The organism is Providencia zhijiangensis, from assembly GCF_030315915.2.
Classification (GTDB): domain Bacteria; phylum Pseudomonadota; class Gammaproteobacteria; order Enterobacterales; family Enterobacteriaceae; genus Providencia; species Providencia zhijiangensis.
In genome coordinates this window covers 1,762,581-1,786,498 of the sequence record NZ_CP135990.1, presented here as the reverse complement: position 1 = coordinate 1,786,498, position 23,918 = coordinate 1,762,581, and the positions used below count along the sequence as shown (strand labels likewise).

Annotated in this window: 22 protein-coding genes; 9 read left to right on the top strand and 13 right to left on the bottom strand. The window is 40.2% G+C overall.

Annotated features, from left to right (window positions below):
* Positions 1 to 12: 12 nt before the first annotated feature.
* The 3 genes from accA to QS795_RS08135 all read right to left on the bottom strand — a co-directional run bounded on the left by accA (position 13) and on the right by QS795_RS08135 (position 3,047).
* Entirely contained in the window at positions 13 to 972 is a 960-nt protein-coding gene (gene accA / locus QS795_RS08145) for an acetyl-CoA carboxylase carboxyl transferase subunit alpha (protein ID WP_286272031.1), read from the bottom strand.
* 101 nt (positions 973 to 1,073) lie between these two features.
* Positions 1,074 to 1,601 (bottom strand): GNAT family N-acetyltransferase, encoded by a 528-nt coding sequence (locus QS795_RS08140; RefSeq protein WP_286272033.1) that lies wholly within the window; start codon positions 1,599 to 1,601, stop codon positions 1,074 to 1,076.
* A gap of 18 nt (positions 1,602 to 1,619) precedes the next feature.
* Positions 1,620 to 3,047: an AMP nucleosidase gene (locus QS795_RS08135; protein WP_470386695.1), complete on the bottom strand. Its 1,428-nt coding sequence runs from the start codon at positions 3,045 to 3,047 to the stop codon at positions 1,620 to 1,622.
* A gap of 503 nt (positions 3,048 to 3,550) precedes the next feature.
* Between QS795_RS08135 and QS795_RS08130 the strand changes: the two genes are divergently transcribed.
* Entirely contained in the window at positions 3,551 to 3,883 is a 333-nt protein-coding gene (locus QS795_RS08130) for an MliC family protein (RefSeq protein WP_132495912.1), read from the top strand.
* A gap of 78 nt (positions 3,884 to 3,961) precedes the next feature.
* Here the strand turns inward: QS795_RS08130 and QS795_RS08125 are convergent, their stop codons facing one another.
* Positions 3,962 to 4,870 carry an AEC family transporter gene (locus QS795_RS08125; protein ID WP_154603844.1) on the bottom strand — a complete coding sequence of 303 codons (909 nt, stop codon included), beginning with the start codon at positions 4,868 to 4,870 and terminating at the stop codon, positions 3,962 to 3,964.
* Positions 4,871 to 5,087: 217 nt separating this feature from the next.
* Here QS795_RS08125 and QS795_RS08120 point away from each other — a divergent pair, with 217 nt between their 5' ends.
* A complete protein-coding gene (locus QS795_RS08120; RefSeq protein WP_286272039.1) occupies positions 5,088 to 5,627 on the top strand; it encodes an NADAR family protein in 540 nt (179 codons plus the stop codon).
* A 59-nt stretch (positions 5,628 to 5,686) separates the two neighbouring features.
* Here QS795_RS08120 and QS795_RS08115 read toward each other — a convergent pair whose 3' ends face one another.
* Positions 5,687 to 6,145, bottom strand: coding sequence for a GNAT family N-acetyltransferase (locus QS795_RS08115; RefSeq protein ID WP_154603846.1), 459 nt, complete (start codon positions 6,143 to 6,145; stop codon positions 5,687 to 5,689).
* Between the two features lie 102 nt (positions 6,146 to 6,247).
* Between QS795_RS08115 and pdxR the strand changes: the two genes are divergently transcribed.
* The 6 genes from pdxR (at position 6,248) to QS795_RS08090 (ending at position 12,210) form a co-directional block, all read left to right on the top strand.
* A complete protein-coding gene (pdxR, locus tag QS795_RS08110) occupies positions 6,248 to 7,735 on the top strand; it encodes a MocR-like pyridoxine biosynthesis transcription factor PdxR (protein WP_286272044.1) in 1,488 nt (495 codons plus the stop codon).
* 95 nt (positions 7,736 to 7,830) lie between these two features.
* The gene (locus tag QS795_RS08105) at positions 7,831 to 8,412 is read left to right on the top strand and encodes a YebB family permuted papain-like enzyme (RefSeq protein WP_154638500.1); all 582 of its coding nucleotides are present in this window, start codon (positions 7,831 to 7,833) and stop codon (positions 8,410 to 8,412) included.
* 244 nt (positions 8,413 to 8,656) lie between these two features.
* On the top strand, positions 8,657 to 8,983 hold the full coding sequence (locus QS795_RS08100) for a hypothetical protein (RefSeq protein ID WP_154603849.1): 327 nt from the start codon (positions 8,657 to 8,659) through the stop codon (positions 8,981 to 8,983).
* A 906-nt stretch (positions 8,984 to 9,889) separates the two neighbouring features.
* The gene (locus QS795_RS17505) at positions 9,890 to 9,979 is read left to right on the top strand and encodes an integrase core domain-containing protein (RefSeq protein ID WP_418055377.1); all 90 of its coding nucleotides are present in this window, start codon (positions 9,890 to 9,892) and stop codon (positions 9,977 to 9,979) included.
* A 334-nt stretch (positions 9,980 to 10,313) separates the two neighbouring features.
* A complete protein-coding gene (locus QS795_RS08095; RefSeq protein WP_318627136.1) occupies positions 10,314 to 11,564 on the top strand; it encodes a DUF262 domain-containing protein in 1,251 nt (416 codons plus the stop codon).
* Complete coding sequence (locus QS795_RS08090) at positions 11,554 to 12,210, top strand: HEPN domain-containing protein (protein WP_286272050.1); 657 nt, start codon at positions 11,554 to 11,556, stop codon at positions 12,208 to 12,210. Before QS795_RS08095 ends, QS795_RS08090 begins: the two co-directional genes overlap by 11 nt.
* A gap of 84 nt (positions 12,211 to 12,294) precedes the next feature.
* On the opposite strand, the gene ahpF is transcribed toward QS795_RS08090, so the two are convergent.
* From ahpF to QS795_RS08060, 6 genes are all read right to left on the bottom strand, one after another.
* Complete coding sequence (gene ahpF, locus QS795_RS08085; RefSeq protein WP_286272052.1) at positions 12,295 to 13,869, bottom strand: alkyl hydroperoxide reductase subunit F; 1,575 nt, start codon at positions 13,867 to 13,869, stop codon at positions 12,295 to 12,297.
* Between the two features lie 126 nt (positions 13,870 to 13,995).
* On the bottom strand, positions 13,996 to 14,559 hold the full coding sequence (ahpC, locus tag QS795_RS08080) for an alkyl hydroperoxide reductase subunit C (RefSeq protein ID WP_006659869.1): 564 nt from the start codon (positions 14,557 to 14,559) through the stop codon (positions 13,996 to 13,998).
* Between the two features lie 220 nt (positions 14,560 to 14,779).
* Entirely contained in the window at positions 14,780 to 15,907 is a 1,128-nt protein-coding gene (locus QS795_RS08075; RefSeq protein ID WP_286272053.1) for an ABC transporter permease, read from the bottom strand.
* 2 nt (positions 15,908 to 15,909) lie between these two features.
* Positions 15,910 to 18,666, bottom strand: coding sequence for a ribosome-associated ATPase/putative transporter RbbA (rbbA, locus tag QS795_RS08070; protein WP_154603856.1), 2,757 nt, complete (start codon positions 18,664 to 18,666; stop codon positions 15,910 to 15,912).
* Positions 18,663 to 19,733, bottom strand: coding sequence for an HlyD family secretion protein (locus QS795_RS08065; protein WP_318627135.1), 1,071 nt, complete (start codon positions 19,731 to 19,733; stop codon positions 18,663 to 18,665). The genes rbbA and QS795_RS08065 overlap by 4 nt, the downstream gene beginning before the upstream one ends.
* A gap of 401 nt (positions 19,734 to 20,134) precedes the next feature.
* On the bottom strand, positions 20,135 to 20,611 hold the full coding sequence (locus tag QS795_RS08060) for a GNAT family N-acetyltransferase (RefSeq protein ID WP_132495902.1): 477 nt from the start codon (positions 20,609 to 20,611) through the stop codon (positions 20,135 to 20,137).
* Between the two features lie 415 nt (positions 20,612 to 21,026).
* Here QS795_RS08060 and QS795_RS08055 point away from each other — a divergent pair, with 415 nt between their 5' ends.
* A complete protein-coding gene (locus QS795_RS08055) occupies positions 21,027 to 22,772 on the top strand; it encodes an ABC-F family ATP-binding cassette domain-containing protein (protein ID WP_286272057.1) in 1,746 nt (581 codons plus the stop codon).
* 175 nt (positions 22,773 to 22,947) lie between these two features.
* Here the strand turns inward: QS795_RS08055 and QS795_RS08050 are convergent, their stop codons facing one another.
* Together QS795_RS08050 and QS795_RS08045 are read right to left on the bottom strand one after the other, a co-directional pair.
* Positions 22,948 to 23,166, bottom strand: a complete 219-nt coding sequence (locus QS795_RS08050) for a DEAD/DEAH box helicase (protein WP_154603859.1) — start codon at positions 23,164 to 23,166, stop codon at positions 22,948 to 22,950.
* Position 23,167: 1 nt separating this feature from the next.
* Positions 23,168 to 23,728: a PadR family transcriptional regulator gene (locus QS795_RS08045; protein ID WP_154626828.1), complete on the bottom strand. Its 561-nt coding sequence runs from the start codon at positions 23,726 to 23,728 to the stop codon at positions 23,168 to 23,170.
* Positions 23,729 to 23,918: the final 190 nt, after the last annotated feature.

Sequence of the window (23,918 nt, the reverse complement as noted above, 5' to 3'; positions counted from 1 at the left end):
TCACTAATAACATTAGCAGTAGCCAATTGCCATTATTTTTTGGTAGCGCTGATCCAATAATGTATCCTGATCTAATGCACTCAGCTGGCTTAAATCGTGAATAAGTTGCTGCTTAAGATATTGTGCAGCTAATGTATAATTTCGATGTGCTCCACCTAACGGCTCAGGAATAATCGTGTCGATAATTCCTAGCGCTTTTAGTCTCGGCGCGGTCATTCCCATCACCTCAGCCGCAACTTGCGCTTTTTGGGAATCTTTCCATAAAATAGAGGCGCAGCCTTCTGGAGAAATTGCAGCGTATGTACTGTATTCCAGTATATTAATTCTATCACCCACTCCGATTCCTAGAGCGCCTCCAGAACAACCTTCTCCGGTGATCACACAAATAATCGGCGTTGTTAGGCAAGACATTTCCTGAATATTGCGCGCAATTGCCTCTGCTTGCCCACGTTCTTCAGCGCCAACGCCTGGGTAAGCCCCTGCAGAATCAATGAATGTAATAACCGGCAGTTTAAATCGCTCCGCCATTTTCATTAATCGAAGTGCTTTTCGATATCCTTCAGGGGATGGCATTCCAAAATTACGTTTTACTTTTTCCTTCGTATCCCGCCCTTTTTGTTGCCCCATTACCATAACTGGGCGACCGTCTAAACGCGCTAATCCCCCCACTAACGCTTTGTCATCAGCAAATGCTCTATCCCCCGCTAATTCCTGAAACTCAGTAAATATAAGAGAAATATAGTCCAGTGTGTAAGGACGCATTGGATGACGAGCTAATTGCACAATTTCCCATGCACCTAAAGAAGAGAAAATATTCTCCGTGAGGGTTTGGCATTTCTTTTCTAATAATTGGATTTCCTCATCAAGCTTTAGTTCTGATGGATGACCCTTTTGCTTAAAGGCATTTAATGCTTCGATTTTTTCATGAAGCTCAATAATGGGTTTTTCGAATGCAAGAAAGTGGCTAGACATAGTGACCTTAAAATCGACCAAATAATTTTAAGAGTCTACTGAGAGGAACAATCCTATTCTATAAACAAGAATAGGATTAATAGTTATCAAAAGTGGGATAATTAAGACTGGATAAGATTTTTACGTAACAATACCGAGATGCTGCCGTTCATAAACACCTCTTTATCTTGCGTATACCCTAACTTTTCAGCGACACGCAGTGACGGTATATTTTGAGGCCCTATAAAGCAGATACTTTCTTGGTGTTTTTGCTCCGCGATCAGCCAAGACAATGCAGCTTGCATCGCCTCCGTCGCGTAACCTTTACCTTGATATTCAGGCGCAATCACCCATCCCGCTTCAGGAATACCTTTAACGTGGGGTTCAACAATGCGATGAAAATCGGCAAACCCAAGATCTCCCACATAATTTCCTGTCGCTTTTTCTCTCACCGCCCAATAACCAAACCCGAGTAGAGGCCAAAGTCCGCCATATGCGAGCATACGCATCCATGATTCGCGCTCCGTTGAAGGAACACCGCCAATATGCTGAACCATTGAGCGTTGTCCCCATAACTGCGAAAGTGCTGAAAAATCACTAACCTCATGTTTTGCTAAAATTAATCTATCTGTTTCAAGTTTAGGGATCACGTATTCCCCTCCTCTAGATTATCTAAATGGCGGCTCATCGAATGTTCTTAATTTTCGGGAATGCAGCTTATCACCTTCTTGTCGTAGCTGGTCAATGGCACGGATCCCAATTTGTAGATGCTCCGATATTGCGCCTTCATAAAAACTGTTTGCTTGTCCTGGAAGTTTGATTTCTCCGTGAATCGGTTTATCAGATACACAGAGTAATGTGCCATAAGGGACACGGAAACGGTAACCTTGTGCGGCAATTGTGGCACTTTCCATATCCACCGCAACAGCTCGGCTGAGGCTGAATCTGCGGGCGGTTGCAAAAAACCTTAACTCCCAGTTACGATCATCCGTTGTGACCACCGTTCCGGTACGTAAACGCTGTTTAACGAGCTCACCAGGCATATTACTCACCTGTTTAGTAGCGTCATATAGCGCCCGTTGAACTTCAGCAATACTTGGAATAGGAATATCTGGTGGTAATACATCATCTAAAATATGGTCATCACGTAAATAGGCATGTGCTAAAACATAATCACCAATTTTTTGGCTTTCTCGTAGCCCGCCACAGTGACCAATCATTAACCACGCATGAGGGCGCAATACCGCTAAATGGTCGCAAATGTTTTTCGCGTTTGCTGGACCAACGCCAATATTCACTAATGTAATTCCTGCCCCATCACGTGCAATCAGATGATATGCAGGCATTTGAAATTTTTTCCACGTTAAATCGGATGTGGCAAATTGCGGATCGGCATTTTCAGCGGTTAAATAGTTATGCCCTACACAAGATAATGCGATATAGCGGCTTTCTGGATCACGAATTTGCTCACAGGCCCAATTCACAAACTCATCAACATAGCGGTTATAGTTGGTAAACAAAATATAAGGCTGAACATGCTCTGGTGGTGTTCCCGTATAATGTTTTAGTCGCGCTAAAGAGAAATCAACACGGAGTGCATCAAAGTGGGATAATGGCATATCATCCGTCACATGATACAAACCATCCGTAATATCATCACTGATATGAGAGAGATCGGTAATAGGAAAATGAGCAGCCAGACTGCTACTCATACTTCTATCAAGAATTAAATCTGAACCATCGATAACGAATGGATATGGAATTTCAGTTTTAGACGGACGAACTGCAAAAGATACGTCATAGTCTTGTTGAAAAATGGTTAATTGCTCAACGAGGTAAGCTCGAAACAAATCAGGTTGAGTCACAGTAATACTGTAATCTCCCCGTTTCACAAAACGGGCATAAGCTCGCGTTTTTTCACAATGATCAACCTTTCCTTCCCAAGTTACACACAACTCTGGGTAGGCAAACAACCCATTTTCTCGGGCGTTAGCATCGGGTAACGTTCCATTTTCAACATAGGTTGCAATGGCATTTCTCAAGGCTTCAATGGCATTTGAATAGAGTAATGAGAGTGTTTCGATTGTCTCTTCTATAGAAAGATTTTCATATTTTCGGCATTGTTCCAAAGACACGCTTAACTCCTTATCAAATGACGTAAATTTTACGCCTTCAGTGTATGTTATTCATCGAACACTCACAAGAAATTGCATTTAATCCTTGAAAATTTAATAATTTAAAATCTTATTTTATTCTATTTATTATTTAGTTGTTTTTACCTATTGCTAATCTTGTACTTCATTGAATATAGAAAATATATATAATTAAATTAATTTTAAGGTAACGCTTATGGATTATTTAATAGCCCTTAGGCCAGCGTTAGCCCCTTTGTTAGCAATATAAAATAAACATCTTAAAATATTTATATCGTTACTTATGAAGGGGATGAAAATAAAATTAAGAATATTATTAAATTTAATCAAATAGTGACTAAATGTTTATGCAATTATATTTAAAAGTAATACTATATCGCTGTAGATTATGGTTTCAATGTTTATGAACGCTGGTATAAATACTTAAAAGGTATTAAGGAAATCCAATGAAAAAAACGCTTTTAGTTTCTTCTATCGCTGCATTATCAATTTTGGCTGCATCTTCATCTGCATTCGCAGCTAAAACACAAACCTATAACTGTGATGGACAAAAAATTAAAGTTTCTTTTCCTAATCAAGATACAGCAGTGATGCTTTACAGCGATGAACTGATTTTACTGAAAAGCAAAGAAGCCGCGAGTGGCGCTCGCTATGTTGGTGAAAACTTCCAACTATGGAGCAGCAAAGCAGGCTTAAACTTAGCCACTATTTCTGAAGATGATGCTGTTAATAATCGTATTTCTGACGACAAAGGTCGTGATTGTAAACTGGTTAAATAATTGCATATCTAACTGCACATAATCGTAAAAAGCAGCATCGTAATTATTATGATGCTACTTTTTTATATAAAAATAATCTTATTGGGTAATTAATGTTAAAACTAGCGGCAATGTAATAACGGCAAGAATAGTTTGGAAAGTAATAATCCCTGCCATTAATTGGCTATCTCCATTAAGCTGCTTAGTTAAAATATAGGACGTTGGTGCGGTAGGTATAGAGAAAAAAATGACTAAAAGCACACTTTCTAATGTTGGTAATTCAAATAAATAAGCCGTAAATGAGGCTAGAACTGGCATAGCAAGCAAGCGAAATAATGTTGAAACCATAATAGGTTTAAATTCTTTTCTGAGCGTTGCTGTTTGCAGTGCCCCACCAATACAAATTAACCCTAAAGGTAAACTGGCTGCAGCCAACAATTTTAAAAATTGATCAGACCCAAATGGTAAACCTATTGGTAATAAATTTAATAATATTCCGATGATACAAGAAATAATTAGTGGGTTTTTAGCAATAGGCATGATCAATTGCTTTAATGTCACTTTCTTCCCTGCACTTAACGACAGTACCGCAATGACATTACAGCTGGGAACCAAAATCGCCATTATCACTGCTGAAATCGCAATCCCTTCCGATCCAAAAAGATCAGCAACAATCGCCAACCCTAAATAAGTATTAAAACGAATAATACCTTGAATGTGAGCCCCAAATCGTGGAATGGGTATTTTAAATAAATATTTATTTATCACGACAAGCAGTGAGCTTACAGCAAGGATGAAAAAAATGGCGCAGGCAAGATAGGGTAATTTGGGATTATTGAGTGGCGCACTCGCTAAACTGTTTATTAATAATGCAGGGAATAAAACAAAGTAATTGAGTTTTTCTGCGCTAGGCCAAAAATCGGCAGAAAATAGTGCTGTTCTACGTAAAACAAAACCCATTGCGATGAGAGCAAACAACGGCCACAACACGAGTAAGATCTTTTCCATGATTAAGAAATTCTTGTTTTTCAAACCATTATGAATTGATAAATGTGACTATATCGTTAAAACCAATGAGATGTTAGTTAAAAAAAGCGATGTAGGTAGATACCTTTCCAGAGTGTGAGCTTTATTCAAAAATAGAGTGCAGGTTATTCCGATAGCCAACACATTTATTTATCGTTACTCTCACTAAATCTCATTATTATTTTTTCAAGTTAGTCCTATGGATATAAAAAACCTTTGTAAGATCTACCGAACAGGTAAAAAATTTAAATATGTCTTTTTCTGGGGACACCAATCCAAACAACAGCAAGTCACGAAAAGCTGTTTTAGCCAATGGTACCCTGCTCCTTTTATCGTTGATGGTAACCGTTTCGCCAGTGCCGAACATTTTATGATGGCAGAAAAAGCACGTTTGTTTGGCGATAGTGAAATTCTGCAAAAAATTATCAATGCTCCGAATCCTGGGGCTGCAAAAGCCTATGGACGAGAAGTTCGTGGTTTTAAGCAAGATATCTGGGATGCAAACCGATTTGATATTGTTGTAAAAGCTAATTTAGCCAAATTTTCTCAAAATGATGCGCTAAAGCAGTTCTTATTGGCAACAAATGAGCGTGTCCTCGTGGAAGCGAGCCCTGTCGATAAAATATGGGGAATTGGCTTAGCGGAAGATGCGGAGAATATTGAAAACCCACTCACGTGGAAAGGCTTAAACTTATTGGGCTTTGCATTAATGGAAGTACGGACACAATTAGCCAATTAAGATTTTCAGTACAAATATCCCGCTGTTAAAAAGCAGCGGGACTTCATATTAAATATCCATTATAGCGGCATTCTATATTCAATAACGCCCGGTTTTTCTGCTACCCAATTGTATAGCTTTTGTCCGCGTAAATTGGTTTCTTGGGTATGCCAATATAAACGTCCACATTGTTTCTGCTGTGCTTGTTGCTGAACAAACTCAATTAATTGTTTTCCCACATGGCGGCCACGAACTTCAGGGGTCACATAGAGATCTTCTAAATAACAAAAATCATTTTCTGCCCAAGTGGAACGGTGGTAAAGATAGTTAACAAAACCAACCACTTTGTTCCCTTCCAACGCGACAGCACAGTGCATTGGTTCTTTTTCATCGAAGAAACGCGCCCATGCTTTTAATGTAATTTCTTCGCTTAAATCCACTTGATAAAATTTTTGATACTCCAACCAATAAACTAACCATTCTGGGTAGTGCTCTGGGGAAACAAACTCAATAGATACCGGTAGTTCTGCATTATTCATAATAACCCTTCCATTTGTAGACATATAACTGAATGGGGTTATAGTACAGAGCTATCTGGTACTGTATAAGATACACTTTTGTTATTTGTTTAGGATCCACTTATGAGAAGAAAGCAGCAAGCTCAGTTCCCACTGTTATTGATTGAACAGGGTCGAATTAATGAAGGAGTTTACCATACGATCCGTAATGCAATATTGGATGGACGAATTGCTGCTGGCCTAAAATTACCTTCGACTCGGGCGCTAGCTGAGATGATGTCAATCTCTCGTAACTCGGTAATTGCAGGGTTTGAACGTCTAATTGATGAAGGTTATTTATACTCAAAGCAAGGCTCTGGAACCTATGTTTCTGCACAAATTCCTGATGAGCTAGTTCGTCCAATTAGCGCCAAACGAGCGGCTTCCCAACAAGAAAATCCTGCACTTTATCTGAATCCCATATTGAATAACCTTCAGCCACTCTGGGAACAGTCTCGCCCAAATACCAATAAGCGCTCAATATTTAACATTGGCGTTGGTTGTGTTGATCAGTTTCCCCATGACCTATGGGGGCGACTATTAGGGCGAGTTTGGCGAAAATCCAAGCATGACATCACGCACTATAACCACCCTGATGGCTATATACCGCTCAAAAAATTGCTGGCTGATTATGTGCGCTCAACCCGTGGCGTTCATTGCCATGAAAAACAAATTATTATCGTCAATGGAACCCAGCAGGCAATAAATTTAGTAGCTAAAGTCTTATTAAAACAAAACGATACTGTTTGGCTCGATGACCCAGGTTATGACAGTGCTCGTGCTATTTTAACTGCCGCTGGAGCCAATATTTCACCAATCCCTTCCGATAATGAAGGAATGAATATTGAATATGCAGCTGCACACCATGGTGATGCCAAATTAATTTACACCACGCCATCCCATCAATTTCCACTTGGAACAACCTTAAGCTTACCCCGCCGCCTCGCATTATTAGATTGGGCGCAACAGAATAATGCTTGGATATTTGAGGATGACTACAACAGCGAATTTCGTTTTTTATCCAAACCTATTCAAGCCTTACAAGGGCTAGATAATCATCAACGTGTTATTTATGCCGGTACATTTTCTAAAATGATGTATCCCGGTTTTCGCCTTGGATTTTTAATTGTGCCAGAAAGTCTGAGTGACGCTTTTACGATGATGAAATATTACAGTGACAGTCATTGTAGCTATTTAGAACAAGCCGCTTTAGCGCAGTTTATTCAAGAAGGTCATTACGCGAGGCATATTCGTAAGATCCGCAAAATTTGTTATGAACGCCAAACTGTTTTTTGCCAATCCATCAATCAATATCTCCCGCATATTTTTGATGCCCAAATGAATGATTCTGGGATCCACACCGTCTGCTGGGTGAAAAAAGGCTATAACTTAGAGATTATCCTAGAGCAGTGTCGTGCCCTTGGTTTTGGTGCGCAGCCAATATCTCGTTATTGTATTAATAACCGAAATAATGATGCCATCTTATTTGGTTATGCCGCCCACACTGAACAAGAGATCATCCAAAATATTCAGTTATTAAGTGAGACATTGGCGAAAATATACCCGAGTTAAACAGAAATGATATTCGCCGCTATTCTGATTGCCGACGGTATTGAACGGCTTATAAGATGACCTCAATGCAATTTTTCACCCTATTGAGGTGTACTATGACAAAAATAAATTACCCTTATGAACTAGAAGTCGGCGACATTGTTTTCACCAGTATCGGCACTGAAGTTTTTCGCCAAATCGCATCTGCATCAAAGTGTTGGAGTAACCATGTAGGCATGATCATCGGCCATGATGGTGACGACTATTTAGTCGCAGAAAGCCGCATTCCTTTATCGACCACCACCACATTATCCCGTTTTATTGCCCGCTCATCTGAGCATCGTTACAGTGTGCGTCGCTTATCCACACATTTAACCGAGGCACAAAAACAAGCATTAGTGACTCAAGTTTTCCCCCGCTTAAATAAGTTTTATCACACCGGGTTTAAATATGATTCATCACGCCAATTTTGCTCAAAGTTTGTATTCGATATTTACCAATCTGCCCTATCTATTCGTATTGGTGAAATCGAAACTTTCCAAGAATTATTAACAAAAAATCCGAATGCCAAATTAAAGTTCTGGAAGCTATGGTTTATTGGTTCCATTCCTTGGGAGCGCACGACCGTCACCCCGGCCAGCTTATGGCATCATCCAGAGCTTTCTTTGGTGTACCGTAGTCACGAAGATATTCATTAATACCTGTATTTAACAACCGATTGATTGATTCTACCTCATAGATAAAAAGCCCTACATCACAGGGCGTTATCTAACAACCTAACGTTTTTAGGAGCAACTTCAGCGCTATCTTCACGCTATTTTTTGACTCTATTCCCTCATCAAAATACCCTCCTACCCATACACCTATTTTTATGCCCATTCGTTTGTTCAAAACGCAATTAATGGATGAGCGCGTTCAATAAAAGGATTGAGGAGAAACGCAATGGCGAATCAATTCCGAGAAAAACAAGTCCCTTTAATGTTATTCGTCTCTTACAGCGATAATTCATTTAAACAGCATCATCAAAGGGCATCTCATGGGGGAAACAATATGGATTCAAAGTTAAATAGTTTAGAAAAAGAGATCGATAAAATGAAAAATGATCTACATGAAGTCAAAACCAATATCGCCGTAATCAAATCTAACTATTCCACCAAAGAAGCTTTAGCCGCTAGCGCCAATAAAATCATTTTATGGTTTGTAGGCAGTGTGATATTGACGCAGTTACTGCCAGTGGTTGCGAGGGTTGTGGATATGTGGGTGAAGTGATTAATACTTATACTAATGAATATACCTTTCTTATCTTGATTCTTGGAACCACAAAAAAAGGCACTCGCCCCCGAGTGCCTTTTGGCAACAACCCGCTAAACTATGAGCTATTCAGCGGTTCTGGTACTTGTGCGAATTAGGTAATCAAATGCGCTCAACGCGGCATTATAAAAGTGACTTAGGTGATTGATATAAGAAATTTAATGATTGATACTTCATATGTCTTGAAAACCTCTTGTAAAACTGAAAAAGCTATTTGCTGGAATCCGCGCCGTAAAAATCATGTGATGGAGAAGCTCTTCTCAAAAAGGTTGGTGATGACTGAGAAAAATTCTGAGTTCAATAATTAAAAGAAGCGGATTTAACAACCATTAAAACTTACAAGCTGACATACTCATCACGAGCCAAATTTACCGTCAACAAATAGGCTGGATGGTGATCAGTGTATACGACCCGTTTTAGCAAAGTCACTACTGTCAAGACTCTGAAATACAATTTCCGACAGAAATTTCAGAGTTATCCTTTTAATCATAAACGAGTCTATCGTATTTATAGCCAATTAGGATTGAACTTGAAACGGCTGATTTAAAAACATCTCTGCTGTGTGAAAAACTGCTCATAAATGAAAAATCCCAAAGATTCAATGAACATCGGATTTCATGTTCGACTGTTTATATTACGGTAACTGGCTCAGAATACTCAACATTATTAATGAAGGAAGGTGTGAATGTTTAACGATTGAGTTTGATACGTCATTAGAGTGCTTGAACGCTTGAACGCTTGAACGCTTGAACGCTTGAAAACTGAAAGATAATCCCCTAAGCAAACTCAAATCAATAATGCTCCTGAATTTACTTCTACTAACTTATTGAATTATTGTGAAGATAACCAAATTATACTGAATATATTCAGCCCAACCAGTCACAACAGAATGGCTTTATTGAGCATTTTAATGGCTTGTTCTGCCGTAATTTTTTAAATATGTATTTATTCTAGACTTTGAACCAAGCCCAAGAATTAACATAATTTCGGTAGCAAAATTATAATCACAATCGAACTCATGAAAGTTCAAATCAAAGTTTATTGGAATCCTATCGTAAACTGCTAGAAAAATCTAAATTTGTGTATCTCAATTATTAGCAATAGTAAAATAGCTCGGATTTTAACAAAATATTCATATTAAATAGAACTTTAACCTATACATTTTTCATTATCAAAATTTAATTTTGATAACTATTTTGTATTAATTAATTCAGGAACAACATATAATATTGGCCAAAATAGTTCTATTATGTGAAATATGGTATAAAAATTGACGGGAGCAATATAGATGAATAATGACTTAGATTTAGATTTAGGCTTAGATGATTCAGAGGAAAATGATTACTCCATTGGAACATTTAGCTTAGTAACAACACCAAATGATTTTAATATATCTACAATTATTAATTTTATGGACAAAGGTGTTTTTGTTATCCCTCCTTTTCAACGAAACTATGTATGGGATATAGCTAAAGCATCTAAATTAATAGAGTCATTGATTATAGGTCTACCTATACCACAAATATTTTTATACGAAAAAGAGAGAAATAAGTTTTATATTATTGATGGTCAGCAAAGATTACTATCTCTTTATTTTTTTTATAAGGGTAAGTTTCCAAAAAATGCTGAAGCAAGAAATAAAATAAAAGAAACAGTAACTGAAGGAAATAACTCTTTTATATCGAGTAACTTATTAAATAACGATGATTACTTCAACAATTTCTCACTAAAATTAAACTCGATAAAAAATCCAAGAGAAAACCCTTTACATGGAAAGAATTTTTCTACCTTAGATAGTGAATTAAGAACTGAACTAGAGTTGGCAACAATACGGAATATGGTTATTAAACCAAAGTATCCAGATGAAGATTCCCGCCACTTAGCGATGTTTGAAATATTCAATAGATTGAATAGTGGTGGCGTTAACTTAAGTAACCAAGAAATTAGAATGTCATTGTATAGTTCAACATTTATTATCAATACCATAAATATGAATAGAGATATAGCATGGAGAAATTTACTTAAAAAACCCACCCCAGATCTCCGTTTGAAAGATGTTGAAATAATTCTTAGATTATTTTCCATGTTAGTTGGTGGAACACCGTTTTATGCTGAGTATCAAAAAATAAAACCAGAAAACAGCCCTATATACCAAGGTTCAATAGTTGCATTGTTAAATTCATTTGCTGACTTTGCAATAAAATTAAATAATGACGCAATTCAAGAATTCAATTTAGTTTGGAAAAGATTTTTAGCTTCCTTGGAAAACATAGAGCCACACATGCTCTCAAATAGTAAAAATATTGAAAATGAAGCACTAAAACTGAGCATTCCAGTCCTTGAAGCTATCTTTTATGCTGTCAGTAAATCTTACATTTTGAATAAAGATGAAAATAAAATCACTAAAGATTTTTTATTTGAATTAAAAAATAATACAGATTTCCTTACTCATTGCCTAGATAAAACAACATCTAAGTCAAGTGTACTAGGTAGATTAAGTATTGCAGATAAAGTCTATGGTGATTTTTATGATAAGTGATATATTTAAAGACTGTAGAGAATTTCACACTATTGATTCTATGTATAATGACTACTGTGAAGATGAAAAATTAATAGAAACTATACAGCGTGATAATGTTGAAATCGTGTCTTTTTATCAAAGCCACAAACGTTTATTTACAAAATCATTTGTAATTATGTGTTCCAATGCATTTGAAAAAAGAATGACTCAGTTCTTACCAAAATTATTATCAGGTGAATTGAGAAGCTCAATAGAATCAGACAGTGATTCTATTCAAAGTGGTAATTCAAATTTCATGACAATTTTTTTTGAAAAAATGGTTTTTAAAAGGGGTTATCATACGTTGTTTGAGTGGGATAATGAAAGAAACCCCAATGCTAATAAATTTGTTTCAAATTTTGGTAAAGAGTTTAGAAATCAATTTAGAAGCGAAATCGATAGTGAGGAAAATTCAAGTTATAAAAATGGAGAAAGATTATTTATACTAATTGGTGAACTAAGAAATCAGTTAGTTCATATAGGGTTATATGATTATGAATTAGATCCAAATAAATCAATACATGATTATTATAAAGAATATAATGAAGCTCTCAAATTTTGTTGTTTCCTTCTTGAAAAAATAAATGAAAAGGCAATATTATCCCTTAGTAAAAAGCCAACATAATTAATCTTTTTAGAATGATTTCCACCCACAAAAAAAGGCACTCGCCCCCGAGTGCCTTTTGGCTACAACCCGCTAAACTATGAGCTATTCAGCGGTTCTGGTACTTGTGCGGATAAGGTAGTCAAAGGCGCTCAATGCGGCTTTTGCTCCCTCTCCGGCGGAAATGATAATTTGTTTATAAGGCACTGTTGTACAGTCACCAGCGGCGAATACGCCCTTCACACTGGTTTCGTTACGAGCATCAACTTCAATTTCGCCCATACGGTTGCGAGCAACAGTATCACCTAACCAATTGGTATTTGGTAATAAACCGATTTGAACAAACGCGCCTGCCACTTCCAAAGAATGCACGCTTTCATCGGTGCGGTCTTTGTACTCTAAGCTAGTCATCTTGCTGCCATCGCCTTTAACTTCAAGGGTTTGAGCATTCAAAATAATATCGATATTGCTCAGGCTACGGGCTTTGGCTTGTAACACGGAGTCCGCTTTCAATTCTGATGCGAATTCCAATACGGTGACATGTTCAACGATACCCGCTAAATCGATAGCTGCTTCGATACCGGAGTTACCGCCACCAATCACCGCGACGCGTTTACCTTTAAACAGTGGACCATCACAGTGAGGACAGAATGTCACTCCTTTTGTGCGGTACTCTTGTTCGCCCGGAACACCCATATTTCTCCAGCGTGCGCCAGTCGCGATAATAATACTGCGCGCCTTCATCACGCCGCCTGATGCTGTTTCGATTTGGTGATATCCGCCAATCTCTTCAGCAGGGATAAGCTTAGTGACGGATTGACCATCAATCACATCCACATTGTAGCTATCCACATGATTTTTCAGAGCACCAGCTAAAATTGCGCCTTCAGTTTTCAATACCGAAATATAGTTTTCGATATCAACGGTATCCATGACCTGCCCGCCAAAACGCTCACCGATAACACCAGTTCGAATACCTTTACGCGCAGTATAAACCGCAGCGGATGCACCCGCAGGACCACTACCGATGATCAGAACTTCAAATGGATCACGTCCGCTAATCGCTTTTGCCGCACGCGCATCAGCATTGGTATCTACCTTGCTCACGATTTCGCTTAATGTCATGCGGCCTTGACCAAACTCTTTGCCATTTAAGAAAACAGCGGGAACACCCATGATGTTGCGTTCGTCAATTTCGTTTTGGAACAGCGCACCATCAATCGCCGTATGGCTGATGTTCGGATTCAATACTGCCATTAAGTTCAGCGCCTGCACGACGTCAGGGCAGTTATGGCAAGATAATGAATAGTAAGTTTCAAAGTTAAAGTCGCCTTCCAGCCCTTTCACTTGATCCAATAATTCTTGTGCTTCTTTGGATGGATGACCACCCACTTGCAGAAGTGCTAGCACTAAAGAGGTAAATTCATGGCCTAATGGTGAGCCTGCAAAACGCACGCCAATATTAGTCCCTGGGTTGGTGATTAAAAATGAAGGTGTTCTTTGTGCAGCATCGTGCTCTTCACGCACAGTCACCTTGTCAGACAGCGACGCAATTTGTTCAAGTAATTGTTTTATTTCAATTGATTTTGCGCTGTCATCTAAATTCGAAACTAACTCTACGGGTTTAGTTAATCTTTCCAGATAGGCTTTTAATTGAGCCTGTAAATTATTATCGAGCATGTAATCCCCTTGGTCATAAAATCGGGTACATATACCCGTCGAATAGCCCGTTGCAGGCTTTTACTTAATTGTGTTTAGCGCCTGCAACGTGGCTTATTTTGCAATATTCTTATCGAGGGTTATCGATTAGATTTTGCCGACTAAATCTAAAGATGGAGACAGTGTTGCTTCACCTTCTTTCCATTTAGCTGGGCAAACTTCACCTGGGTGGCTTGCAACGTATTGAGCAGCTTTAACTTTACGCAGTAAGTCAGCCGCGTCACGACCAATACCTTCCGCAGTGATTTCGATAGCTTGGATGATACCTTGTGGGTCAACAACGAATGTACCACGGTCAGCCAGACCTTCGTTTTCACGCATGTTTTCGAAGTTACGAGTCAGAGCACCTGTTGGGTCGCCGATCATCGCGTATTTGATTTTACCGATAGTTTCAGAGCTTTCGTGCCATGCTTTGTGAGTAAAGTGGGTGTCAGTCGATACAGAATAGATATCTACGCCCATTTTTTGGAATTCAGCGTAATGGTCAGCAATGTCGCCTAATTCAGTTGGGCAAACGAAAGTGAAGTCCGCTGGATAGAAGAAGAAAACGCTCCATTTACCCGCAACATCTTTCTCTGTTACTTCGATAAATTTACCGTCTTTAAAAGCTTGATTAGAAAAAGGTTTGATTTGAGTATTAATTAATGACATTTGATGTCCTCCTGTTTGGTTGACTATTAAGTTACTGTTTCGCAGAGACTTAATCCAATCAGTCGTTGCTATCGATTTGATAGGCAAAATCTAATCATTAATTAAAAATTGATAGGCATGGCATTTTATAAAGTGGCATTAAAACGCTTGCCGATAAAATCTGCAAGCGTTTTATGAGAAATAACTCGAGGTAATTTAATGGGAGCTGATGCAATAAAAACTATGCCATTGTGGCAATGGTTTTGCGAAAACGTATTAATGCAAAGCTAAAGAATACACTGCCAATGACCACTAAAATAACAAACTGCGGCCACACAATTTCGAATCCCGCACCACGATATAAAATGGCTTGCGCTAGGCTAACAAAGTGGGTTGTCGGCATGGTTAGCATGATGTCTTGTACCAGTTGCGGCATACTTTCCCGGGCAGTCATCCCCCCTGAAAGCATGTTTAATGGTAATAACACTAAGATCATCAATAGGCCAAATTGTGGCATTGAGCGCGCAATGGTTCCCATAAAAATACCAATCGATGTGGTGGCAAATAGACTGAGCGCAACTCCACACATGAACAGCAATATCGACCCTTCAATCGGTACTTGCAGCAAGGTTTTGACCACCAGCAACAGTGAGACTGCCGAGGCAATCAGTACCACTAATCCCATCGACCAAATCTTTGACATCATGATTTCAAAAGGCGTTAACGGCATCACCATTAAGTGCTCGACGGTACCATGCTCACGTTCGCGGATCAGCGCTGCACCAGTTAGAACAATCGATAACATTGTGATGTTGTTAATGATAGCCATCACCGAGCCAAACCAAGACTGCGTTAAGTTTGGGTTAAACCGCATACGCACTTCAAGATCAACCGGTAAACGCCCTTGACTACGGTATTTCGCCAGAAATTCGTTCACTTCTCCTAAGGTAATATTTTGGATATAGCTATTACCCAAAAAAGCCTGACTCATGCGTGTTGCATCGATATTAACTTGCAATTGAGGGTGGCGCCCTGCAAGTACATCCCGTTGAAAGTTAGGGGGAATATCAATTGCAAACGTATAGGCGCCTCTATCTAGTAAGCCATCAATTTCATTCGGTACAATATCCGCTGGTGGCAAGAAATACGGTTCATAGAAGCTATTAATAATACGATTTGAAAGCTGGGATTTATCCTGGTCAGCAATGGCTATCGGGGCATTATGCAGCGAGCCCGGCGTCACTGTTGCAGAGGAATAAATCGAGACAGTAAACGCAAACACAATCAGCGCCAGCATTGCCTTATCACGCCCTAAGCTTCGTAACTCTTTCACGCCCAAGTTAAAAATATTCTGTATTTTACGAAACATCCCTATGCCTCCTGCTTTTTCAGGAAATAAACACTCAAGCCAATCACAATCGGGATCGTGATGGCTAGCGGGATAAATGAGGCTTGTAAATCAAAGAAATTAAGCCCTTTAGAGAAGGTTCCCCGTGTAATGGTCAAAAAGTGGGATGTTGGGTAAATTTGCCCTACCCAGCGACCAATCCCTTCCAAGGAAGAAACGGGGTCAATCATGCCGGAAAATTGAGTTGCGGGGATCAAGGTAATAATTGAGGTCCCGAAAATGGCTGCAATTTGGCTTTTCATAAAACACGAAATCAGCAGCCCCATTCCGGTTGCTATGGTGATGTACAAAAACGCCGCCAAGCTCAATGACAAGAAACTACCTTTAAATTCCACACCAAAAACATAGACAGATAAAATGCAAAGTAAAACAAAGTTGAACATCCCTAAAACAATATAAGGGAGTTGTTTACCGAGCAGGAATTCTAATTTGGTGATCGGGGTGACATAAAGATTAATAATTGAACCCAACTCTTTTTCACGCACCACACTGAGCGCGCTGAGCATTGCAGGGATCATCATCAATAACAGAGGAATAACGGCGGGAACAATCGCCGGTAAGCTACGAACATCCGGGTTATAGCGATAGCGTGTTTCGATATCAATAGCCGGAATTCCCGCAACACCAGCCGGTTGGCGAGCCGCCATTGTGCTTAACCACGCTAAATGCATCGCTTGTACATACCCTCGCACCGTTTCCGCTCGGTTTGGCATTGCACCGTCTATCCATACGCCCAGTTTAACGTTATTTCCTTTGGCAATATCACGGGCAAAATTAGGCGGAATTTCTATGGCTACAGTGATTTTTCCGCTGCGCATCCCTGACTCGAGCTGCTCATAATCCTGCAATGGAGGCTGTTCAATAAAGTAGCGAGAACCCGCCAAATTCAGCGTATAGCCCTGGCTTAAGCCGGTTTGATCTCGGTCGAGTACAGCAAAACGTAGATTTTCCACGTCCATGCTGATCCCATATCCCATGATAAACATCAGGATCACCGTTCCTAATAACGCTAATGTGGAACGCACGGGGTCGCGCCGTAACTCCATCCCTTCACGAATGCTGTAGCTAAATAAGCGTCGTAAACTAAAGCGTTTTTTGAGTGCTTCCGCCGCTTGCTCTTTCAGTTTTGCATCCACATGAAATTCAGGGGCAGTCTCTTTGCCTGTATCTTTATCGCCAACCGCATCCTGTAAGTAGGCAATAAACGTGGCTTCTAAAGTGTCTAACCCACGCTTTTTAATCAAGTTTTCTGGCGTATCGCAATCCAGTACTTTGCCCGCATGCATCAATGAAATGCGGTCGCAGCGTTCCGCTTCGTTCATAAAGTGGGTGGAGATAAAAATAGTGACACCGTCACGTCTTGAAAGGTCGACCATTAAGTTCCAGAACATATCCCGGGCGACGGGGTCAACCCCGGAAGTCGGTTCATCAAGGATCAGCATTTCCGGCTGGTGGATAACTGCCACGGCCAAAGAGAGGCGTTGACGTATCCCAAGCGGCAGGTCATCAGGGAGTGTTTCTCGCACATCGTCCAAGTCAAAACGCTGGCACATTTCATCGATGCGCTGGTTAATTTTATCTTCGGGAATGTGGAATAATTTGGCATGCAACTCAAGGTTTTGCTGAACACTCAATTCGCTGTACAGGGAGAAAGCTTGAGACATATACCCGACGCGCTTGCGGGTTTCAATGTCTTTTGGGTCAATCTCTTGCCCAAACAGCCACGCTTGCCCTTCACTGGCTTGCAATAAGCCTGTTAACATTTTCATGGTGGTGGATTTACCACACCCATTGGAACCTAAAAAGCCGAAAATCTCCCCTTTCGGAATTTTAAAATTCACATGATCCACCGCCACAAAGTTGCCGAAACGCATGGTCAAGTCCTGAGCTTCGATAGCGATAACATCATCATCTCGTGTATCTCGAGGCGGGATCACCACTTTTTGGTGACCCGCGCGTTTTTCTTCTGGTAACAACGCGATAAAAGCAGCTTCAAGGTCATCACAACCCGTTTGGGCTTTTAATTCAGAAGCATGCCCAGTTGCCATCACCTTACCGTCATCCATCGCCACCAACCAATCAAAACGCTCCGCTTCTTCCATATAGGCCGTAGCCACCAGCACACTCATATTGGTTTGGCGTTCTCGAATACGGTCAATAAGATCCCAAAACTGCGCTCGAGATAAGGGATCAACCCCCGTTGTCGGTTCATCAAGAATCAATAAATCTGGGTCATGAATTAGCGCGCAGCATAATCCTAGCTTTTGCTTCATCCCGCCCGATAACTTCCCTGCAGGTCGGTCTTTAAAGGGGGCGAGCCCCGTACTTTCAAGAAGATCCTGAATGCGATACGCCCGCTCTTCGTTGGATTGCCCAAATAATCTGCCGAAAAAATCCACGTTCTCGTACACGGAAAGCGTATGGTAAAGGTTTTTCCCTAACCCTTGAGGCATGTAGGCAATTTTAGGGCAGACATTGCGACGATGGTCGCTGTTATGCATATCGCCATTGAGCACGTTGACTTGCCCCTGCTGGATCACACGGGCGCCTGCAATCAGTGACATTAAGCTTGATTTGCCCACGCCATCAGGGCCAATCAGCCCTACCATTTTTCGAGCAGGAATAGCGAGAGTAATGTCATCCAACGCACAGTTATCACCGTAATGTTGGCTGACATGCTGTAAATCAACAATCACATCATCCATCAATTTATCGGTCATTCTGGTAATCTCACCTCAAGATCGATTGGCCATGCAGCTTGTGCATCTAAACGAACGTACGCTTTTCCAGGTAAACCTGTTTTGACATATTCAAGGTGTTTTTCCAGTAATTCAGGGGAAATACGTGCACGAACGCGGAACATTAGTTTCAAACGCTCATTTTGAGTTTCCACTGTTTTAGGCGTAAATTGTGCAACACTGGCAACGAATGAGGTTTTGGCTGGGATCACAATATTCGGGGCGGCATCGAGAATAATATGAACTTCACTTCCAAGAGCAACCTTACCAGCTTGTTCTGTTGGTAAGAAAAAAGTCATATACACATCACTTAAATCAACCATATTCAGCACGCGACCACCCGCACCTAGAACTTCACCGGGCTCTGCAACTCGATATTGAATACGGCCATTACGTGGTGCTTTTAGAATACTGTCTTCTAAATCAGCCGTAATGCGTCTTTCTGTGGCCGTTGCAGCTTCTACGCGGTTTTTCGCTTGGACAATCCCCGCTTGTGCAGAGTCAATGGCAGCGGTGGATGCAGCAACTTGGGCCTTTGAAGCTTCAAGCGCAGCCTTCGAGCCTTGCATTTGTGCTGTATCATCATCCACTAGCTGTTGAGAGACCGCTTTAGTTTTCACTAGGACGCGAGAACGATTTAATCGTTTTTGTGCAGCATCTAACTCCGCTTCACGTTGACGAACCACGGCTTGAGCCGCAAGTTTCTCACTTTTGCGCTGTACTAACCCTGATTCTGCCGTGGCAACCGCACTAATCGCTTGGCGTAACTGAGCTTGTACTTCATGGAGTTGTTCCTGTAAGGCACGGGTATCCATACGGGCGAGCTCTTGCCCTTGTTGAACAAAATCCCCTTCTTTGACAAGGATGGTATCGATTCGTCCCGCGGTTTTAGTCGCAATATCTATCTCGGTGGCTTCAATTCTGCCATTACTTTGTGCAAACCCTTCTGGAAGACTACTCGAATTTTGGCTCCAGTAATAATATCCGGCCGCCATAATTGCCAGAACCAAAATAAGATAAAACGATACTTTGCGCTTATTTATTTTCATACCATCCCTTCTCTATTCATTGAATAAATTAGTGAACCACAGTTGTTTTTGGTCGTTAATTAAATTAATTAGTCACATCACAAAACTGTTTTCTCTTGAAATAAATATCATCTACATTTTATTTTTTTATTATTTTCATAACAGACAAAGTCTATATAACAGCCATTTCATGAGGCTATCTTATTATTTATTATAACTTTATCAGAATTTAGCTTAGGTTAAGTCGCTATATATCACAAAAAAAGTCACCCACTCGAAAAAAAGGATTGTTTCAAGTGTAGATAGGAATATAAAAAAGTAACAATAAAGCCAGCAACGTTATTTGCTGGCTTTGGTTTGGTGATGAAAATATTATTTAAGCGTTAATGTTTTTTAGCAGTTAATATCGCTTTGCTAGCAAATTAATTGGCAAACTTCGCAATTGTTTCAGCATCCATACGATATCGCACCCATTCGTCTTGTGGTTGTGCTCCGATGCTTTGGTAAAAATCAATGGCTGGCTGATTCCAATCTAATACGCTCCACTCTAAGCGCTGGCACTGACGTTCAAAAGCCAATTTAGCAATGTGCTTGAGGAGCTTTTTCCCTGCACCCGCGCCACGACATTCGGGTGAAACATACAAATCTTCTAAATAAATCCCATTATTGCCTAACCATGTTGAATAACTGGTAAAAAATACGGCATAACCCGCCGGTTTACCGTCAACATAACACAGTAACGCTTCGGTTTTGGAATCTGGTGCGAACAATGAGTTTTCAATATCAGCAACACTGGCTTTTACTTCATGACGCGCTTTTTCATAGACGGCTAACTCAATAATCATCTCTAAAATCAACGGGGCATCTTCACGGGTTGCCGTTCTAATTTGTATATCCATTATTATCTCTCTTGTTGTTTGAGGCTCAATTTTAACCATCGATGGCGCTAAACCCTAACACTCAGCAGTTTTATTCATCAAAGCAACGCCATTATAAGAATGATTTATAACCAATGATTCACAACAACAGATAAACAGAGTGAATGGTTGCTATTGCTCTAAAATCCTACTCTTTGCTATCATCCGCCCATTGATCAACCGAAATATTGAAAATAAAAAAGGAGGCTAATCTTATGCTGTTGTGTGATCTTATTGAATACTCACACTTCTTTGGTAATCGCCAGAGCTCAGGCTTTCACAGTGTTACACTGCGATAACCCTGCCTGAGCAAAGCAGCTAAAGAGTCTTTTCTCAGCTTACTGGGTTGTCGTATCGACGATACCCGGCGTTTTTACGCCTAGAATTTGAGTAAGCTATGAGCACATTATTATCTGTAAAATCATTAAACTACGATACATCCACCACCTCATTACTGTCTGATATCAGCTTCACTTTACTGCAAGGTGACCGTATTGGTCTGATTGGTCACAATGGTAGCGGCAAAAGTACCTTATTAAAGCTGTTAACTTCCCAGTTATCACCAAATAGCGGGCAAATTACCTATGCCAATCATTGTGTTACGGCATATATCGAGCAGCATCTTCCGGCGGAAGTCGCCCCGTTAACCTTGATAAATGCGCTACTGCAAAAACTGCCTACACAAGAACATCTTTCCGAACGTTGGCGAGCAGAAGTGCTATTAACGGAATTGGGATTTGCACCTCATCAGTGGGAGCAATCAGCAAATGCCATTAGTGGTGGTCAGCATACGCGTTTACTGTTAGGACGCGCGTTAATCAGCCAGCCTGACTTATTGCTGTTAGATGAACCGAGTAACCATCTGGATTTACCTACCCTTATTTGGTTAGGGAATTTCCTTCAAAGCTGGAAAGGTAGCTTTGTGTTGGTTTCTCATGACCAATCCTTGTTGGATAAGGTGACAAACAGTACGTGGATTTTACGGGATAAAACTCTGCATTTTTATCGGCTTCCATGCAGCCAAGCACGCCAAGCATTAGCAGAAACCGACCGCGCCGATGAGCATCGTTTTAACGCCGAGCAAAAGGAAATTGACCGTATTGCTTCAAGTGCCAAGCGGTTAGCCATTTGGGGTAAGGTTTATGATAATGAAGGGCTTGCCCGCAAAGCGAAGCAGATGGAAAAGCAAATAGATCGTTTAAAAGAGGATCAAACCGACCTCACTGAAGGCTATCAATGGCAATTGTTGCTGAACGGCAAAGCGATTCCTGCGGATCGAGTGCTTGAGTTGGATAATACGCAAGTCACCACGCCGGACGGACAATTTCTGTTTTCAGTCCCCTTTTCGCAAGTGAAAAGCGGTGACCGAATTGCCATTATGGGCGCCAATGGTTGCGGAAAATCCACGTTATTGCGTTTGATTTGGCAACAATACCTCGCGGATTTGCGTTATGAAACTCAGTTAAAGTTTCATCCAACGATTTCAGTGGGTTATTACGATCAGCAGTTAGAACAATTGAATGATCACGATAGTTTAATCGATGCGTTGCGGCATTTTGCCCCTCTCACCGATGAACAACGAAAAATGGCGCTGATCAGTGCAGGTTTTGTCTATTCTCGCCATCAGCAAAAAGTGGCAACGTTAAGTGGTGGCGAACGCGCACGTTTGTTGTTTATTGGGCTCAGTTTGGCGCAATACGCGTTGATTTTGCTGGATGAACCAACAAACCACCTTGATCTTGAAGGTAAGGAAGCATTAAGTGAGCAAATATCCCAATTCGAAGGGGCGCTATTGGTGGTTAGCCATGATAAATGGTTAATTGAGAATAGTTGCCAGCGTTATTGGTATATTCACAATAATCGCTTGGAAGAGTATCTGAGTCTTGAGGAAATTTACCTGAAGATAGAGAGCCAATCTGCCTTATCAGAGGACGAATTAGAAAAGAATCAGACCCGTTTGATTTCTGAAAATATACCAGAAGCCATTCCTCATTCTCATGAAGATGACCTTCTTGAACAACTGTTAGAATTGGAGGAAAAGTTAGCAGCCGATAAACAACGTAAAGTTGCTCATCAGAAGCCTTTACTTCAGCAGCAGTGGATTGAAGAAATAGAACGAATTCAAGCTATGCTCGAGATCTAAAATAATAAAGCCCCTAGCTGCGAACTTGCGCTAGGGGCTTCTTTATTACTTCAATGACAAAATAATTATTAATAAAGTAACGCAAATCTTTATCGGTGAAATGGAGGCTAATCACCCTATTTACTCTCATTTTATGAATAACTGTTTTGCCACTCTGTGTTACATGGAACTCAACTTAATATTTCTGTTTTTTTGCTCGCTTAAAGTATGACATCGGCACACTTGGGCAAACGACCTCTTTAAATTTCACCTTACTCTTCGGCGCAGAATCTGCCGGTTCTTCTTTTGGCTCAATTTGCTTATTTTCTTCCGGCTGCATCACTTGTTCTGGCTGCATAGTTTCTTTCATATGAATTTGCTCTTTAACTTGGATAATATGACGGGTTTTTGCCATGTTATTTTCCTTCTACTACGTTCTCTTCTGAAATTAATAGCGCCGCATTCACTTGTTCAATGCGTTTCACAGCTTGGTTAATAATGTTGACCACTTGGGCGGATTCTTGTTTCGATAACTGTTGTAAAACAATTTTGTGTCTGAGTAATGACTTGAATTTATCAACCGCTAACTCAATTTCATTGGCAAATTGATTTCCGGCTTTCAGTTCTTGTGCATAATTTAGCTTCATTTTCACTTCAGCAAGAATCTCTGCCTTTAATAGTAAAAAACAGCGACCTTCCGGTGTAATGGCAAAGCATTTACGCCCTTTGCCCGTTTCTTTACTGGTTGAAATAAAACCCACCTCTTCCAGCAATGTTAGTGTCGGATAAATCACGCCAGGGCTTGGACAATAAAATCCTGCCGTTCCTTCACTAATTTTTTTTATCAGTTCATAACCATAATTCGCGCCATCTACGAGTAAATGCAAAATATAAATACGCAGCTGTTTTGGATTAAACATGCGCCGAACACTTTTACCCTCGCATAGGCATGTATCGAGGGTTTTTGGATTGTCCATTTGATCTCTCAGTGAATGTGCAAAAATTAAAAACCGATATATCTAATATCATAATCGGTTTTCTGAATAATGCCAGAATTAGATATATCTGTTTTTATCATTGTGTGCTAATGATAACCATTATCATTATGATAACGAGAAAATTAGCGTCTTAGCGTACAAAAAGTGTTTTTAGTGATCTTCGTAAATG